The sequence below is a fragment of the Nocardia sp. CDC159 genome (genome assembly GCF_023740735.1).
GTDB lineage: Bacteria > Actinomycetota > Actinomycetes > Mycobacteriales > Mycobacteriaceae > Nocardia > Nocardia pulmonis.
Genome location: NZ_JAMRXH010000015.1, coordinates 123,353 through 139,488, shown reverse-complemented (window position 1 = coordinate 139,488; position 16,136 = coordinate 123,353). Strand labels below are relative to the sequence as shown.

Here is a 16,136-nt window from a genome sequence, read left to right as displayed (position 1 = left end):
ATGATGGGGGCATGACCGAGCATTCGGCCACGCCGAACCTTGCGGACTCGGTCGAGGCGATCGATAAGAGCTCGGACCCGTGGGCCGCCTACGACGAAACCGTGGCCGCGACCGGCTTCTGGACCATGGCCCGGCGGCTGCCGGCCACCTTCGGCCGGGTCCTTCGGCAGTGCTGGCAGGTCAGCCCGCTCGATACCGCCGCCCTGGTGCTGTGCACGCTCGTCGCCGAGATCGGCACGGCGATCGGCCTGGTGGCGACGACATCGATCCTCGATCATCTGCTGCAGGCCGGGCCAACCCCCGACCGGGTCCGCGCGGCCGCACCCGCGCTGCTGCTCGTGGCGGTGATGCTGGTCGTGCGCGGCGCGCTGCGCGAGGCCGCGGTCTGGACCCGTTCCCGGCTCACCCCGCAGCTGCGCCGCAGCATCGACACCAACCTGCTGCGCCTGACCACCAATGTCGAGCTGGCGGCCTTCGACGACGATGTCTTCCAGAACACCCTGCACCGCATCCGCGAGCGCGCGCCCATCACGGTCTCGGCGCTGCTCGAGGGGGTGCTGCGGCTGCTGTCCGGCAGCCTCGGCCTGATCGTGGTCGCCGGTGTCCTGGGTGTGCTGCATCCGATGCTGGTGCCGCTGTTGCTGCTCGCGCTCGTCCCCACCTGGTGGGCGGCGGTCCGGGCGGCGCGGATGAGCTACGAGGTGTACGCGGCGAGCAGCGGCGCCGAGCGGCGGATGGAAACCCTGTCCGATCTGATGGCCAAGCGCACCCCGGCCGCCGAGATCCGCGCCTACACGATGCGGTCGTTCCTGCTCGGCGAATTCGACCGGCTGGCCGCCCTGGTGCAGCAGCGCGCCCTGCGGCTCGAGCGCAGACAGTCCCAGGCCCGCGCCCTCGGCGACGCGCTCGCGGGGGTCGGTATCGCGGTGGTCTATATCGCGCTCGGCGCGCTGCTGTTCGCGGCGGCGATGCCGCTGGCGGTGGCGGGCACCGCGGTCGTCGCGATTCGCACCGCCATGTCCGCCCTGCGGGAACTGGTGGACTCCATGAACTGGAGTTATGAGAACGCGCTGTTCTTTCAGGACTACCTCGAATTCTGCGGCCATGCCGAACAGCGTCAGGAACGTCGTGGCGGCACGCCCGCCCCCGCGGATGTGGACCGGATCGTCGTGCGCGATGTCACGTTCACCTACCCGAATTCGGACCGTCCCGCACTGAACGGCCTCAGCATCGATATCGAGCCGGGCGAGATCATCGCCATCGTCGGCGAGAACGGCTCGGGGAAGACGACTCTGGCCAAGATTCTCAGCGGCCTCTACCGGCCGGACAGCGGGTCCGTCACGTACGGCGGTGTGCCGCTGACCGAGATCGATCTGGTGTCGCTGCGCGACCGGATCGCCGTGATAGCCCAGAATTTCACGCACTGGCCGTTCTCGGCGCGGCAGAACGTCACCATCGGCCGCCACAACCATCCGGAGGAACGGTCCGGATTCGATGCGGCAATCGGTGCGTCCGGCGCCGACGAGGTCTTCGCCGGACTGCCCGGCGGCGCCGACACCCTGCTCGACCCGACGTATCGGGGCGGTGTCGAACTCTCCGGTGGGCAGTGGCAACGGATCGCGGTGGCCCGCGGGCTCTATCGCGATGCCCCGCTGCTCATCTGCGACGAACCCACCGCGGCCCTGGACGCGCGGACCGAGCACGCCATCTTCGAAACGATTCGCCGACATGCTGCCCAGCGCACCGTCGTGATGATCACCCACCGCCTGGCCACCGTCCGCTATGCCGACCGAATCTTCGTGCTCGACCGCGGCCGGGTCGCCGAACGCGGCAGCCACGCCGAGCTGATGGCCCGCGACGGCATCTACCGCGAGTTCTACACCCTGCAGGCGCAGGCGTATCAGGACGAGCCGACGCCCGCCGACTAGATCTGTTCGGTGGTGACCGCCTCCACGCGGACCGGCACGCCGTTGAGGTGGGCCATGCCCGCCAGGCGCTCGACGTCGGTGATCTCGCTGGACATCAGCAGATTGACGTTGACCCCGCCCGCGGCGGTCGCTCGCCGCCAGCCGCCGCGGTGGCCCCAACCGTGCGGGACCGCGATCGTGCCTTCGGTGAGGTCCTCGGTCAGGCGGGCGGTCACCTCGATGGAACCGTGGGCCGAGGTGATGCGGCAGCGGTCGCCGTCGGCGATACCCGCGAGCGCGGCGTCCTTGGGGTGCAGGCGGGCGGCGTGTTCGCGGCGGGCGATGAGCGATTCGGCGTTGTGCATCCAGGAGTTGTGCGATTTGAGTTCGCGCATGCCGATGATCCGCAGCGGATATCCGGGGTCGGTGGGTGTGTCGGCCAGCGCGTGCAATTCGGCGAGGATCTGCGGCGGGGCCAACCGGACGCGACGGTCGCGGTGGCGTACCACATGCCGGAGCACACCGGTCCGGACGTGCTCGCCGAGCACCAATCCATGTGGATGCCGGCGCAATTCGGCCAGGCTCAGGCCGCCGCGGCGCAGGCCGAACAGGTCACCGTAGGGTCCGGTGCGCAGCGCGAGGTCGAGCAGCAGCCGCGGCCGCACCCGCAGTCCGGCGCCGCCGCCGGGCAGTCGCCGCCGCAGCGCGCTCAGTGCCCGCCCGCCCGGCCGGGCGGGGCCGAAGGCGAAGGGCTGCACCCCGATTCGGCTCGCGATCGCGTCGATGATCTCCCATTCCTGCCGGGCCTCGCCGTAGGGCCGCACCACCGGCTCGGTGTACTGCGCGTACGGGATGGGGGCGAGCCCGGTGAACGGCAGCGGGGCGTCGTCGCGCTCCAGGAAGGTGGTCGCGGGCAGTACGTAGTCGGCGGTGCGGTTGGTGTCGTTCAGATACAGATCGATCGAGACGAACAGGTCCAGTTGCCGCAGCGCGGCGGACAGTTCGTCGCCGTTGGGCACCGACAGCACCGGATTGCCCGCCGAGGTGAACAGCGCCCGCAGCCGCCCCGGACCGGGCGTGGTGATCTCCTTGGCCATGATCGTGGCCGGGAAGGTGCCGAGCACATCCGGGAAATCCCCGACGCGCGAACGCTTCTGGTCGTAGCCGAGCAGCCGCAACCGCGCATTGAGCTGCGAGACCGCCGCCAGCTCCCGGCCGAACACCGAACCGCCGGGTCGGTCCAGATTCCCGGTGACGACCGCCAGCGCGTCGATCAGGAATGCCACGAGCGTGGCATGGCGGCCCAGACAGGTTCCGGTCCGCCCGTACACGGCCGCACGGCGCGCCGCGGCCAGATCGCGGGCCAGCGCGCGCACGACATCGGGATCCACACCGGTCACCGGGGCCGTGAGCTCGGGGGTGAATCGGGCGACGGCCGAACGCAATTCGGCCACACCGGCGGCCTGATCGCGCAGCGCCGCGGCGTCCTCGAGCCGTTCGGCGAAGATCACCTGCAGCAGCGCGGCCAGCAGCCACGCATCGGTGTCCGGGCGCACCCCGACATGGTCGAACAGCCGCGCGGTCTCGGTGCGCCGCGGATCGACGACCACCACCCGGCCACCGCGCTTGGTGATGCCGGTGAGCCGGTCGCGGATGCGCGGAGCGCTGACCACGCTGCCGTGCGACACAACGGGATTCGCGCCGATCATCAGCAGGAAATCGGTGCGGTCCAGATCCGGCACCGGCACGCTGGTCAGCGAACCGTAGAGCAATTCGCTGGCCACGAACCGGTTGTTCACATCCTGTGAGCCCGCCGAATACACATGCCGCAGCCCGGCCGCCAGCTGAAATCCGAGCAACCACAGCGTATGTGAATACGAGAAGGTCGACGGATTGCCGAAGTACCAGCCCAGGCTCTCGCGCCCGTGCTCGCCGAGGATCGCCCGCAGCCGCGCGCCGATCTCGTCGAGCGCGACCTCCCACGTGACCCGTTCGAAACCGCCGTTCGCGATGCGGCGCAGCGGGTACAGCACGCGGTCCGGATCGTTCTGCACCTCGGTGAACGCGATGCCCTTCGGACAGGCGAAGCCCTGCGACAGCGGATGCTGCCGATCCGGGCGCAGCCGGACCACCCGATCGTTCTCGACCGTGGCGATCAGCCCGCAGAGTGGTTCACAGATCCTGCAGTAGGTCGGCACCTCGCGTGCGGTCATGGGTCAAGACAACACCTGTTCGAGAGTGAGCAGCAATACATTTCCGGCCAAATCCACCGGTTCGTCCGACGACTCGGCGATCCGCGCGATGCGCCCGCCCCCGCCGTTGGCATGCAGCCAGACGAACCCACGCTCGGCCAGGTCGACGGTGCGCGGCAACGCCGCGGCCACCGCATCGGCATCGTCGCGCCCGGTCAGGCTGATCCGCGCGCTGCGCGCCCGCAGCGACGGCCAGGCCGCGGCGAAGGCCGGATGCAGCGGGCGGTCGCCGACCTCCTCCTCGGGCACCCAGGCCAGTTCGGCGCTCTCCGCGTTCGCACTGGTGGGCAGGGGTTCGGCGGCATCGGCCACCACGGTCGTATAGGTCCAGCCACTGGGCGTGGCGGCGGTCACCCGGGTGCCGCGCACCCGCACCGCGGCGGGCTCGATGCCGGTCTCCTCCTCGGCCTCGCGCACGGCCGCGTGCACGCTGGTCTCGTGGCTGTCGCGGGCGCCGCCGGGTAACGCCCAGGTACCGCCCTGATGGCTCCAGGTCGCGCGGTGCTGCAGCAGCACCAGTGCGCCGCCCCCGGCCCGCGGTGCGCGCAGCAACAATCCGGCGGCCCCGAACAGACCCCAGTTCCGGGAACCGTCCGGATTCACCACGAAGCCGTCTCCGTCACCGCGCATGCTGCCCTCGTCCCATTCACGCCTTGCCACCGACACCCCGACGCCGGACACCACAGCGCCGACCTATTACGTGGGTGACACCCGAAACGGCGTCGGTACGACCACAATAAGCTCAGTCCCCACGGCACAGGCCGGTGAACGCAGGGAGGTGGATATGGCCCGGACCGGGCAACCCCGGCTGGAGGAGCTGTCGCCACGGGCCGCTGCCGCCGCCGTGCGCCGCCAGCTCGACGCCACCGACCTGCGGGCATTCGTCCGTTCCTCCCCCGCCCGCCTGATTGCCATCGGATTGCTGTTGGTGGGTTTGTGCGCGATCGCGGGTGCGGTGACAGCCTCGGCGGTCGGCAGCCGCCAGGAGGCCCTGGATCATCTGTTGAATCAGTCCGAGCCGGACGCCAATTCGGCCCAGCACCTCTACACCTCGCTGTCGGTGGCCGACGCCGCCGCGGGCACCGCCTTCATCTCCGGCGGCCTCGAGCCCAAACAGCTGCGCGACCGCTACGACCAGGCGCTCGGCGAAGCCTCGGCCGAACTGGTGACCCAGTCCTCGAGCACCGGCGCGGCCGATCCGGACGGGCGACTGCGCAGCCGCATCGCCACCGGGCTGCCGGTCTACGCCGGGCTGGTCGAGACGGCCCGGGCCAACAATCGCGAGGGTCATCCGGTGGGTGCGGCCTATCTCAGCGAGGCGTCGAATCTGATGCAGACCCGCCTGCTGCCCACCGCGCGGGAGCTGCAGGAGAACCGCTCCGCCGCGATCCTGGACACCCAGCGCTCGCACGTGCGCCCGCCCTGGGCGGCCATCGTGCTGCCGATCGTCGCGCTGAGCGCGCTGGTTGTCGCGCAGCTGTATCTGGCGCGGCGCTGGCATCGAATGCTCAACCCCGGGCTGCTGCTGGCCTCGGCCACCCTGCTGGCGCTGCTGAGCTGGACCGTGATCGCCGGATCGCTGTCGGCGCTGTCGACCATGCGGGGCCGCGACGACGGCAGCGTGCCGACCGCCGACCTCACCGAGGGCCGGATCCTGGTCCAGCAGGCCCGCACGGCCGAAACGCTGAAGCTGGTCCGCCGCGACGCCAGCGGCGACTACGACCACACCTACGACGCCTCCACCGCCAAGCTGACCAGACTGCTCACCGACTATCCCGGCCACGCACCGGGCGCGGAGGATGTCGCCACCGCGCGCGGCGCGCTGGATCGCTGGCGGGAGGCGCATCGGCGGATGAACGACACGCTGGGCCGCGGCGACTTCCTGGGCGCGGGCGCGGTGGCCATCGGGCCGGGCGCGGGTGAGGCCACGGCCTCGGTGGACGCGCTGGACACCGCCCTGGCCGACGGCATCGCCAAGACCCGGCACACGCTGCGCGCCAATGTCTCCGAGGCCGCCCGCGCGCTGGACGTGCTGGCCCCCGGCGCGCTCGTGCTGTCGCTGCTGGCCGCGGTGTTCGTGCTGGCGGGCCTGTGGCCGCGGCTGCGGGAGTACCGATGAGCGCGCGCCACGCCCTGGCCGTGGTCCTGACGGCGACCGCGCTGCTGGCCGGGGCCTGTGGCGGGGAGCCGCCCGCACCCCGGGCGAACCGCCCGGCCAGCTATACCGAGCCCCCGCTGCCCGCGAAAGCCGCTCCGGCGCGCACCGATTCGCCGCTGCCGCCCGAGACCGACCCGCAGTGCCCCGACGCCACCGCGAGCCTGCGCCCAGCCGGGATCACCCAGGGCCCGGCGATCGACGCCATCCGGGCGCGCGGGCGCCTGCTGGTCGGACTCGATCCGGGCAGCAATCTGTTCAGCTTCCGCGATCCGATCAGCGGCACCCTGGCCGGATTCGACGTCGACATCGCCAAGGAGATCGCCGCCGACCTGTTCGGCGATCGGGAGCGGGTGGAGTACCGAATGCTCAGCTCCGCCGAACGCGAGCGGGCGCTGCAGGATCGGACCGTCGACGTGGTGGTCAAGACCATGACCATCACCTGCGATCGCCGCCAGCGGGTGGAGTTCTCCAGCCCGTACTTCCTGTCCCACCAGCGGGTGCTGGCGGTGCGGAACTCGGGCATCACCGGCCTGGCCGATCTCGCGGGCAAGCGGGTGTGTGTGGCCGCGGGCACCACGTCGCTGAATCTGATTCGCCGCAAACAGCCGGGGGCGGCGATCTTGACCGTGCCCGCCTGGGCGGACTGCCTTGTCGTGCTGCAGCAGCGTCAGGTCGACGCGATCAGCACCGATGACGCGCTGCTGGCGGGCCTGGCCATCCAGGATCCGAACTACACCGAGATCGTCGGCGACAACCTCAGCGACGAGCCGTACGGGGTCGGCATCCCCAAGGGCAACGACGATATGGTCCGCTTCGTCAACGCGACGCTCGAGCGCATCCGCTCCGACGGCACCTGGAATCGCATCTATCAGCGCTGGCTGCTCGCGGTCCTCGGGCCGTCCGCCGGGCCGCCCCAACCCAGTTATCGGGACTGATCGCCCATGACCGCTCCGGACGAATCGACCCAGGCGCAGACCCAGGTGGCGACCCGGCCGTCGAGCCGCAGCGGGCGCACCTCCCGCACGCGACCGACCCGGCGGCTCGGGGCCGGGCTGGTGCCGATTCCCGAGGTGCCACCGGTGGATCCGCGCACGGCCCTGCTGGACGATCCGGTGGTCGCCGAGAAACGCCGCTACTGCTGGCGCTGCGGCAAACCGGTGGGGCGGGCCACCGCCGCCCATCCGGCGAGCACCGTCGGCACCTGCGAAACCTGCGGGGCCACCTATGATTTCCGGCCCTATCTGCGGCCCGGCGATATGGTCGCCGGACAGTACGAGATCCAGGGCTGCATCGCGCACGGCGGATTGGGCTGGATCTATCTGGCCATCGATCGCAATGTCAGCGACCGCTGGGTGGTGCTGAAGGGGCTGCTGCACGGCGGTGACGCCGAGGCGCAGGCGGTGGCGGTGGCCGAGCGGCAGTATCTGGCCGAGCTCGCGCATCCGAGCATCGTGAAGATCCACAACTTCGTGGAACATCCCAGCCCCGAAGGGGTTCCGATCGGCTACATCGTCATGGAGTACGTGGGCGGGCGGTCGCTGCGCGGCATGCTCGACACCTACACCAAGCCCGAGCGGATGCCGGTGCCCGAGGCCATCGCCTACATTCTCGAGGTGCTTCCGGCGCTGGAGTATCTGCATTCGCAGGAGCTGGCCTACAACGATCTCAAGCCCGACAACATCATGGTGACCGAGGATCAGGTGAAACTGATCGACCTCGGCGCGGTGACGGTTTTCGAATCCTACGGAAACCTCTACGGCACCAGGGGATTTCAGGCTCCCGAGATCGCGCGGACCGGCCCGACCGTGGCCACCGACGTCTACTCGGTCGGCCGCACCCTGGCCGTGCTGACGCTGAACATGCCGATGGAGAAGGGCCGCTACCTCGACGGCATCCCGGACCCCGCCACCGAACCCGTCCTGGAACGCCACGAGTTCCTGCACCGGCTGCTGCTGCGCGCGACCGATCCGGATCCGGAGCGCCGCTTCCCGTCCGCGCGGGTGATGGCCACCCAGCTCGCCGGGGTGCTGCGCGAGATCCTGGCCGCCGACACCGGCACCGAACATCCGCAGCTGTCCACGCTGTTCAGCCCGACCCGCACCAGTTTCGGCACCGCGGAACTGGTCGCTCAGACCGACGCCTACGCCGACGGCCGGGCCCGCAGTCGTAACCTCAGCGCCCGCGATGTGGCCGCGGCACTTCCGGTTCCGCTGGTCGATCCGGCCGATCCCGCGGCGGCGCTGCTGGCCGGGACGGCGCATCCGGAACCGGCGCATGCCCTGGACGCGGTGCGCCTGGCCCGGCAGCGGGCCGCGGCCGAACCGGGTGAGATACCCGAAACCTTCGCCATCGAGGCCACCTTCGCCGAGGTCCGCATCCATCTGGACGTCGACCAGCCCGCCGCCGCGCGGGAGCTGCTGGTGCGCCTCGACGAAACCGATTGGCGGGTGGACTGGTATCTCGGGCTGGCCGCCCTGCTCGAGCAGGATTTCGAGCGGGCCTTCGGCCATTTCGACGAGGTGCTGTGCGCGCTGCCGGGCGAGATCGCCCCCAAGCTGGCGCTCGCGGCCACCGCGGAACTGATCCTGCAGCACTGGGATTCGCCCGACCCGGAGCAGTGGCGCGCCTATGCGGAGAAGTTCTACGGGACGGTCTGGCGCACCGACCGCGGCGTGGTGAGCGCGGCCTTCGGCCTGGCCCGCCAGCTCGCCGCGGCCGGGCGCATCACCGAGGCGGTGCGGGCCCTGGACGAGGTACCCGCCGCCTCCCGCCACTACACCGAGGCCCGCATGACCGCGGTGCTGCTGCTGCTCACCGCGGTCCCGGTCGCCGACCTCGAGGAATCCACCCTGCACATCGCCGCCGCCCGCGTCCAAACCCTCCCGCCCGGCGAACACCGTGCGCCCCAAATGCGTGTCCTGGTCCTCGGCGCGGCCCTGTCCTGGCTCCAGGCGGGCCACACCCCGAAACTCCCCGGCGCCACCCTGTTCGGCGAACCCTTCACCGAACGCGACCTCCGCACCGGCGCCGAGGCCGCCCTGCGCACCCTGGCCCGCTCGGCCCCCGGCCGCACCCACCGCTACGCCCTGGTCGACCTGGCCAATTCCATCCGCGCCAAGACCTGGTTCTGACCCTCGATCACCCCACCAAAGACGGTGCGGCACAACCGCGAGGCAGCCGCACGCGCAGGGCACGGGCGCAGCCGCACCCCTTCTCGCGGTTCGCACCCTCTACGGTCGCCCGTAGGGGGTGCGAAGGGCGGGACGGGGTGCGGCTGGGTGGGGTGGTCAGGAGACCAGGCGGGCGGCGGCGCGGGCGATCGCCAGTTCCTCGTTGGTGGGGACCACGAGGACCGCGACCTCGGTATCCGGGGGTGAGATGTGGCGCGGGGAGCGGTCTTTCGCGGTGTTGCGGACCGGGTCCACGACGATGCCGAAGCGGCCGAGTCCGGCCAGGGCGTCGGCGCGGACCTGGGCGTTGTTCTCCCCGACACCGGCGGTGAAGGTGATCGCGTCCACCCGGCCGAGTTCGACCAGATACGCGCCGAGGTAGCGGCGCAGCCGGTGCACGTAGACGTCATAGGCCAGGCGCGCCGCCGCGTCGCCGGATTCGATGAGCTCGAACAGCTCCCGGAAGTCGTTGACCCCGGACAGGCCCTTGATGCCGGAGTTGCGATTCAGCAGTTCGTCGATGCCGTCGATGCCCAGGCCCGCGGTCCGAGCCAGATGCCCGATGATGCCGGGATCGATATCGCCGGAGCGGGTGCCCATCACCAACCCCTCCAGCGGGGTGAGCCCCATGCTGGTGTCGATCGCCCGGCCGCCCCGGATCGCCGAGGCCGAGGCCCCGTTGCCCAGGTGCAGCACAATCTGATTCAGCTCCGCGCCATCGCGCCCGAGCAGTCGCGCGACCTGTTCGGACACGTACTCGTGCGAGGTGCCGTGGAAGCCGTAGCGCCGGATGCCGTGCTGCGCGGCCACCTTCGCATCGATGGCGTAGGTCTTGGCCGCGTCGGGCAGGCCGTGGAAGAACGCCGTATCGAACACCGCCACCTGCGGCACGTCGGGCAGCAGCTCGCGGGCCGAACGAATGCCGGTCACATTGGCCGGATTGTGCAGCGGCGCGAGCGCGGACAGTTCGTCGATGGCCCGCACCACCTCGTCGGTGATGAGCGTGGGCCGGTAGAACACCTCGCCGCCGTGCACCACCCGATGCCCGACCGCGGCCAGACCCTCGCCCGCCAGATCGTGACCGTCGCGGGCGAACAGGTCGAAGACCACCCGCAGGCCCTCGGCGTGATCGGCGATCGCGCCGTGGTGTTCGAGGGTGTGGCCGTCGCCGCGATGTTCGACCGTGGCCGTGCCGTCGGCGACCGGCTCACCGATCCGCGACACCTGCCCCGAGGCCGCCACCGCGCCCGAAACCGGGTCCAGCAGTTGATATTTGATGGACGACGAGCCGGAGTTGATGACCAGGACCCGCATTGCTCACTCCCCCTGCGCCTGAATCGCGGTGATGGCCACGGTATTGACGATGTCGGCGACCAGCGCCCCGCGGGACAGGTCGTTGACGGGCTTGCGCAGACCCTGCAGCACCGGCCCGATGGCCACCGCGCCCGCGCTGCGCTGGACCGCCTTGTAGGTGTTGTTGCCCGTATTGAGGTCCGGGAACACGAAAACCGTCGCGCGCCCGGCCACCTGCGAATTCGGCAGTTTGGCGCTGGCCACCGAGGGCTCGATCGCCGCGTCGTACTGGATCGGGCCCTCGACCAGCAGCTCGGGGGCGCGTTCGTGCACGAATTTGGTTGCCGCGCGGACCTTGTCGACATCGGCGCCGCTGCCGGACTCGCCGGTGGAATACGACAGCATCGCCACCCGCGGCTCGATGCCGAACTGCGCGGCCGTGCGCGCGGAGGAGATCGCGATATCGGCCAGCTGTTCGGCCGTCGGATCCGGCACCACCGCACAGTCACCGTAGGCCAGCACCCGGTCGGCCAGGCACATGAGGAAGACGCTGGACACCGTCGAGACGCCGGGCTCGGTCTTGATGATCTCGAGCGCCGGGCGGATGGTGTGGGCGGTGGTGTGCGCCGCGCCGGACACCATGCCGTCGGCAATGCCCTCGTAGACCATCATGGTGCCGAAATACGAGATGTCGGCCATGAATTCGCGCGCCCGCTCCACCGTCATACCCTTGTGCCTGCGCAGCTGGGCATAGGTCTCGGCGAACATCCCGCGCAGTTCGGAGGTGCGCGGATCGAGCACCTGCGCGGCATCGATGTCCAGGCCGAGCTCCGCGGCGCGCCCGCGTACCGTCGCCTCGTCGCCGAGGATGGTCAGATCGGCGATCTTGCGCTGCAGCACCCGCCCGGCCGCGCGCAGGATGCGGTCGTCGTCGCCCTCCGGCAGCACGATCCGCCGCCGGTTCGCCCGCGCCCGCTCCACCAGCCGGTATTCGAACATCTGCGGCGTCACCACCGACTGCACCGGAACCTCGATGAGCTCCAACAGCTTGCGCCCGTCGACCCGCTGCTCCATCAGCGCCAGCGCGGTGTCGACCTTGCGAATACTCGACAGCGACACCCGGCCCCGGGTGCGGGCGGCGGCATTGGCGGTGTCGAAGGTGCCCAGGTCGGTGGTCAGGATGGGCAGTTTCGGCTTGAGACCCTCGATCAGGCGCGCGATCGCCGGATCGGGCCGCAGGCCGCCATTCATGATGATGCCCGACAGCGACGGAAAGCCCTCGGCCTCATGGGCGTTCACCAGTGCGAGCAGCGCATCGGAGCGGTCGGCGGGGACGATGACGGCCACGCCGTCGGTGAGCCGCTCCAGGATGTGCTCGGCGGTCATGCCGCCGACCATCACCGACAGCGCCTCGCGCTGCATGAGCTCCGGATCGCCGGAATACAGCTCGCCGTGCATGGCCTCGCAGAGCTCGTGCATCGTGGGCGCGGTCAGCAGCGGCACCTCGGGCAGCGTCCAGGACGGCGCGCCGATCCGCTGCATCGCCTTGGCCACGTCGTCGAGGGCGTCCGGATCGCAGCGGTTGACGACGATCGCCATGGCCTTGGCGTGTTCGGCCGCCAGCTCGCTCTCACACAGCTCGGCGACCTGCACGATCTCGACCGGTGAGCGCCCCGCGCCACGCAGCACCAGCAGCACCGGGGCGCCCAGGTTCACCGCGATGCGGGCGTTGAAGCGCAGCTCGCTGGGGCTGGCCACATCGGTGTAGTCGCTGCCCACGATGACCACGGCGTCGCAGACCTTGGCCACGTCGTGGAAGCGCATCACGATATCGCTGATCGCCGCGTCCGGATCGGCGTGCACCTGCTCGTAGGTGACCCCGACGGCCTGGTCGTAGTCGATATCGGCGGTGCAGTGCTCGAGCAGCAACTCCAGGATGTAGTCGCTGCCGCTGCCCGAGCGGGTGATCGGCCGGAACACCCCCACCCGGGGTGTGGTCGCCGACAGCAGATGCAGCATGCCCAGCGCGACCGTCGACTTGCCGGTATCCCCCTCGAGGGAGGCGATGTAGACGGTGGACGGTGCGGGTTCGGCCATGCGCACGAGCTTAATGACGGTCACGGCTCGCGCCGACCGTCCGGACGGCAACTTTCCGGAAATCACATCCGACGCCCGCCTTCCGCCGTGTCGAGCGTTTCGGACATGGTTCTGCGTCATCGGAGCATCGGCCCGCTCACCGCCGCGCCGTAGCGGCGATACCAGTTACGAACCAGAAGCACCGCGGCCCCACGCGTTCACCGCGAAAGTGAAGTCCGCCCTGTGAATTTCTAGGATGCTCGCTATGACAGCACCGTTCCCGTATCGCCAATGGGGTTCACGCACGAGCCTGTTCTCGCGCCTGGCCAGCCGCTTCGCGGCGACCAAGCCCGGCTCGTTCGTCGTCCGCAAACTCACCCCGCTGGATCGGAAGGTGCTCGAGCGCACCGCGGGCCGATACACCGTGCTCGGCCCGATCGGCGCCCCGGTCGTCCTGCTCACCACCATCGGCCGCAAATCCGGTCGCCCGCGCACCTCGCCGCTGCTGTTCGTGCACGACGGCGACGTGCTGTATGTGATCGGCAGCAATTTCGGACAGGCCCACCACCCGGCCTGGACGGCGAATCTCCTGGCCCACCCGGAGGGCGAGGTGGCCATCGCGGGCGAGCGAATCCCGGTGCGCGCCCGGCTGGTCGAGGATCCGGCGCACAAGGAGGAGATCTTCGCCCGGTTCGTGGAGACCACCGCGGCGTATGCCGCCTATCGCGATCGCACCGGCCGGGATCTGCGGATCTTCGCGCTGACCCGCGCCTGAGCACAGCGACGGCCCGCGGGTGTTGCGTCGGCAACACCTGAGCAAGGCCCGCGGCGTCGTCCATTAGAGTTTCCATTCGGAATTATCTGCCGAATGGGAGAGCGGTCTTGTCCACAGTCGCACGCCGGCGCACCCGCCGCCTCGGTGCCGTCGCCGCGGCGGTCGTCGCGGCCCTGACCGGCCTCGGCGTGGCCGCGCCCGCACACGCCGACCTGCTGCCACCGCCCCCGCGCTCGGATCCGTTCTACGATCCGCCCGCCGATTTCGCGGACACCACCCCGGGCACGGTTTTGCGCTCGCGGCCCGTGCAGCTGGGCATCTCCGTTGCGGCGACCGCCTGGCAATTGCTCTATCGGACCACCGACCTCGACGGCCGCCCGGACGCCACCGTGACCACCGTGCTGCTGCCCGCGGGCGCCCGGGAGGATCGCCCGCTGGCGGCGTTCCAGGCCTACGAGAACAGCTCCGCACCCGACTGCGTGACCTCGTATCAGCTCGAACTCCCCGATCTGCCGATCAATGCGGCCACCATGCAGCGCCCCGATATCGCGGAACTGCTACAGCGCGGCTGGGCGGTCTCGATCGCCGATTTCGAGGGCCGCCGCGGGCATTTCGCCGTCGCCGACGAGCCCGGCTACCTGATTCTCGACGGCATTCGCGCCGCGGAACACTTCGGCCCGCTGGGCCTGAACGCGCACACCCGGGTCGGGCTGTACGGCAACTCCGGCGGCGGCCTGGCCACCGGCTGGGCGGCCGAGGTGCAGCCGCGCTACGCCCCGGAGCTGAATCTGGCCGGGGCGTCGATCGGCACCCCGGTCCCCGCGCCCAGCGATTCGATTCGCAAGAGCAACGGCACGGTCTCGGCCGGGCTGGGCGGCGATCTGTTCGCGTCGCTGGCCACCGCCTATCCGGAATTCGGCGACGCGGTGCGCGCGCACATGTCGCCGGAGGGCCTGGCCGCACTCGACACCGTGCGCGCACAATGCGTGATCGCCAACAACTTCCGGTTCATGTTCACCGATTGGCAGCGCTATCTGGATCTGCCTCTCGACCAATTCCTCGCGCTACCACCGGTATCGGATGTGCTGCGGCGGGTCTCACTGGGCGGCCACGCGCCGACCGCGCCGATATTCCTCTATCAGGACGTGCACGACGAGATCATCTCGGTCGGCTCGACCGACGCCCTGGCCGAGAAATACTGCGCCGCGGGAACTTCGGTGGACTACGTCCGCGATCTCACGGCCGACCACACCTCGATCGGCGATGCGGGCCGACCCGCCGCGATCGGCTGGCTCGCCCAGCGCCTGGACGCCGGGGCCCCGGCACCGTCCGGCTGCGCCACCCGTGACGTGCGGTCGGTGTCGGAGCTCGACGGCTCGAACTAGAGCGCCCGCAGCCGCGGCGCGAGATCGCGCTGGAACAGGTCCAGGAACCGGCGCTGATCATGGCCCGGGGCGTGGAAGACCAGGTGGTTGAGCCCGGCGTCCACATACGGCTTGATCTGGGCGACGGCCTCGTCCGGATCGCTGGCGACGATCCAGCGCTTGGCGATCTGCTCGATCGGCAGGGCGTCGGCGGCGGCCTCCATCTCGATCGGATCGGTGATGGAGTGCTTCTGCTCCGGGGTCAGCGACAGCGGCGCCCAGAAGCGCGTATTCTCCAGCGCCAGTTCGGGATCGGTGTCGTAGGAGATCTTGATCTCGATCATCCGATCGATATCGTCCACCGAGCGCCCGGCCTTGTCGGCGCCCTCCCGCACCGCGGGCATGAGCTTGTCGGTGTAGAGCTCCATCCCCTTGCCCGAGGTGCAGATGAAACCGTCACCCGCCCGGCCCGCGTACTTGGCCACCAGCGGACCGCCCGCGGCGACGTAGATCGGAACGCCGCCCTTGGGAACGTCGTAGATGGAGGCACCGACGGTGTTGTAGTACTGCCCGTGGAAGTCGACCCGGTCACCGGTCCACAGCTGGCGGATCAGATCCACGGCCTCGCGCAGCCGGGCGAAGCGCTCCTTGAACTCGGGCCATTCGCCCTGGTACCCGGTCGCGATCTCGTTGAGCGCCTCACCGGTGCCCACGCCGAGCATGATCCGGCCCGGATAGAGCAGGCCCATGGTCGCGAAGGCCTGGGCGATCACGGCCGGGTTGTAGCGGAAGGTCGGGGTCAGCACCGAGGTGCCCAGCTGGATGCGCTTGGTGCGCTCGCCGACCGCGGTCATCCAGGCCAGCGAGAACGGGGCGTGCCCGCCCTTGTGCCGCCAGGGCTGGAAGTGGTCGCTGACCGAGGCGCTGTCGAGCCCGTGCTCCTCGACCAGGACCCCGAGCTCGACGAGTTCGCGAGGTCCGAACTGCTCCGCCGACGCCTTGTACCCGAGCTTGAGTTCACTCACTTGCGCCACTCCTGTTCACTGTCGCTGATGGGATCCGCGTTTCCCGTTCGACCGAATGCAGCGCCGGGCGGCAACCAACTATTTCACCGGATCCGGCCGAAGGGACTCGCGACCGC

General features: G+C 70.2%; 11 protein-coding genes. 6 read left to right on the top strand and 5 right to left on the bottom strand.

Annotated features, from left to right (window positions below; genetic code table 11):
• Positions 1-11 precede the first annotated feature (11 nt).
• Complete coding sequence (locus NDR87_RS28130) at positions 12-1,928, top strand: ABC transporter ATP-binding protein (protein ID WP_251916392.1); 1,917 nt, start codon at positions 12-14, stop codon at positions 1,926-1,928.
• On the opposite strand, the gene NDR87_RS28125 is transcribed toward NDR87_RS28130, so the two are convergent.
• Positions 1,925-4,120, bottom strand: coding sequence for a molybdopterin-dependent oxidoreductase (locus NDR87_RS28125; RefSeq protein WP_251916390.1), 2,196 nt, complete (start codon positions 4,118-4,120; stop codon positions 1,925-1,927). The genes NDR87_RS28130 and NDR87_RS28125 overlap by 4 nt on opposite strands.
• 3 nt (positions 4,121-4,123) lie before the next feature.
• Positions 4,124-4,789 (bottom strand): NUDIX domain-containing protein, encoded by a 666-nt coding sequence (locus NDR87_RS28120; RefSeq protein ID WP_251916540.1) that lies wholly within the window; start codon positions 4,787-4,789, stop codon positions 4,124-4,126.
• A 154-nt stretch (positions 4,790-4,943) separates the two neighbouring features.
• Between NDR87_RS28120 and NDR87_RS28115 the strand changes: the two genes are divergently transcribed.
• The 3 genes from NDR87_RS28115 to NDR87_RS28105 are packed head-to-tail and all read left to right on the top strand — an operon-like array spanning position 4,944 to position 9,448.
• Entirely contained in the window at positions 4,944-6,278 is a 1,335-nt protein-coding gene (locus tag NDR87_RS28115) for a hypothetical protein (protein WP_251916388.1), read from the top strand.
• Positions 6,275-7,252, top strand: coding sequence for a glutamate ABC transporter substrate-binding protein (locus NDR87_RS28110; RefSeq protein WP_251916386.1), 978 nt, complete (start codon positions 6,275-6,277; stop codon positions 7,250-7,252). The genes NDR87_RS28115 and NDR87_RS28110 overlap by 4 nt, the downstream gene beginning before the upstream one ends.
• Positions 7,253-7,258: 6 nt before the next feature.
• The gene (locus NDR87_RS28105) at positions 7,259-9,448 is read left to right on the top strand and encodes a serine/threonine-protein kinase (RefSeq protein WP_251916383.1); all 2,190 of its coding nucleotides are present in this window, start codon (positions 7,259-7,261) and stop codon (positions 9,446-9,448) included.
• Positions 9,449-9,604: 156 nt separating this feature from the next.
• Here the strand turns inward: NDR87_RS28105 and NDR87_RS28100 are convergent, their stop codons facing one another.
• Together NDR87_RS28100 and pta are read right to left on the bottom strand one after the other, a co-directional pair.
• On the bottom strand, positions 9,605-10,801 hold the full coding sequence (locus NDR87_RS28100; RefSeq protein ID WP_251916381.1) for an acetate kinase: 1,197 nt from the start codon (positions 10,799-10,801) through the stop codon (positions 9,605-9,607).
• Positions 10,802-10,804: 3 nt separating this feature from the next.
• Positions 10,805-12,877: a phosphate acetyltransferase gene (gene pta / locus NDR87_RS28095; RefSeq protein WP_251916379.1), complete on the bottom strand. Its 2,073-nt coding sequence runs from the start codon at positions 12,875-12,877 to the stop codon at positions 10,805-10,807.
• 244 nt (positions 12,878-13,121) lie between these two features.
• On the opposite strand from pta, the gene NDR87_RS28090 reads away from it, so the two are divergent.
• The gene (locus NDR87_RS28090) at positions 13,122-13,631 is read left to right on the top strand and encodes a nitroreductase/quinone reductase family protein (RefSeq protein ID WP_251916377.1); all 510 of its coding nucleotides are present in this window, start codon (positions 13,122-13,124) and stop codon (positions 13,629-13,631) included.
• 107 nt (positions 13,632-13,738) lie between these two features.
• Positions 13,739-15,016: a lipase family protein gene (locus NDR87_RS28085; protein WP_251916375.1), complete on the top strand. Its 1,278-nt coding sequence runs from the start codon at positions 13,739-13,741 to the stop codon at positions 15,014-15,016.
• Here the strand turns inward: NDR87_RS28085 and fgd are convergent.
• A complete protein-coding gene (gene fgd / locus NDR87_RS28080) occupies positions 15,013-16,020 on the bottom strand; it encodes a glucose-6-phosphate dehydrogenase (coenzyme-F420) (protein WP_251916373.1) in 1,008 nt (335 codons plus the stop codon). The genes NDR87_RS28085 and fgd overlap by 4 nt on opposite strands.
• Positions 16,021-16,136: the final 116 nt, after the last annotated feature.

Bases quoted from the DNA above. Each gene is read 5' to 3' on its own strand.
- NDR87_RS28130 (WP_251916392.1), top strand. From the start codon at position 12: ATGACCGAGCATTCGGCCACGCCGAACCTTGCGGACTCGGTCGAGGCG.
- NDR87_RS28125 (WP_251916390.1), bottom strand. From the start codon at position 4,120: ATGACCGCACGCGAGGTGCCGACCTACTGCAGGATCTGTGAACCACTC.
- NDR87_RS28120 (WP_251916540.1), bottom strand. From the start codon at position 4,789: ATGCGCGGTGACGGAGACGGCTTCGTGGTGAATCCGGACGGTTCCCGG.
- NDR87_RS28115 (WP_251916388.1), top strand. From the start codon at position 4,944: ATGGCCCGGACCGGGCAACCCCGGCTGGAGGAGCTGTCGCCACGGGCC.
- NDR87_RS28110 (WP_251916386.1), top strand. From the start codon at position 6,275: ATGAGCGCGCGCCACGCCCTGGCCGTGGTCCTGACGGCGACCGCGCTG.
- NDR87_RS28105 (WP_251916383.1), top strand. From the start codon at position 7,259: ATGACCGCTCCGGACGAATCGACCCAGGCGCAGACCCAGGTGGCGACC.
- NDR87_RS28100 (WP_251916381.1), bottom strand. From the start codon at position 10,801: ATGCGGGTCCTGGTCATCAACTCCGGCTCGTCGTCCATCAAATATCAA.
- pta (WP_251916379.1), bottom strand. From the start codon at position 12,877: ATGGCCGAACCCGCACCGTCCACCGTCTACATCGCCTCCCTCGAGGGG.
- NDR87_RS28090 (WP_251916377.1), top strand. From the start codon at position 13,122: ATGACAGCACCGTTCCCGTATCGCCAATGGGGTTCACGCACGAGCCTG.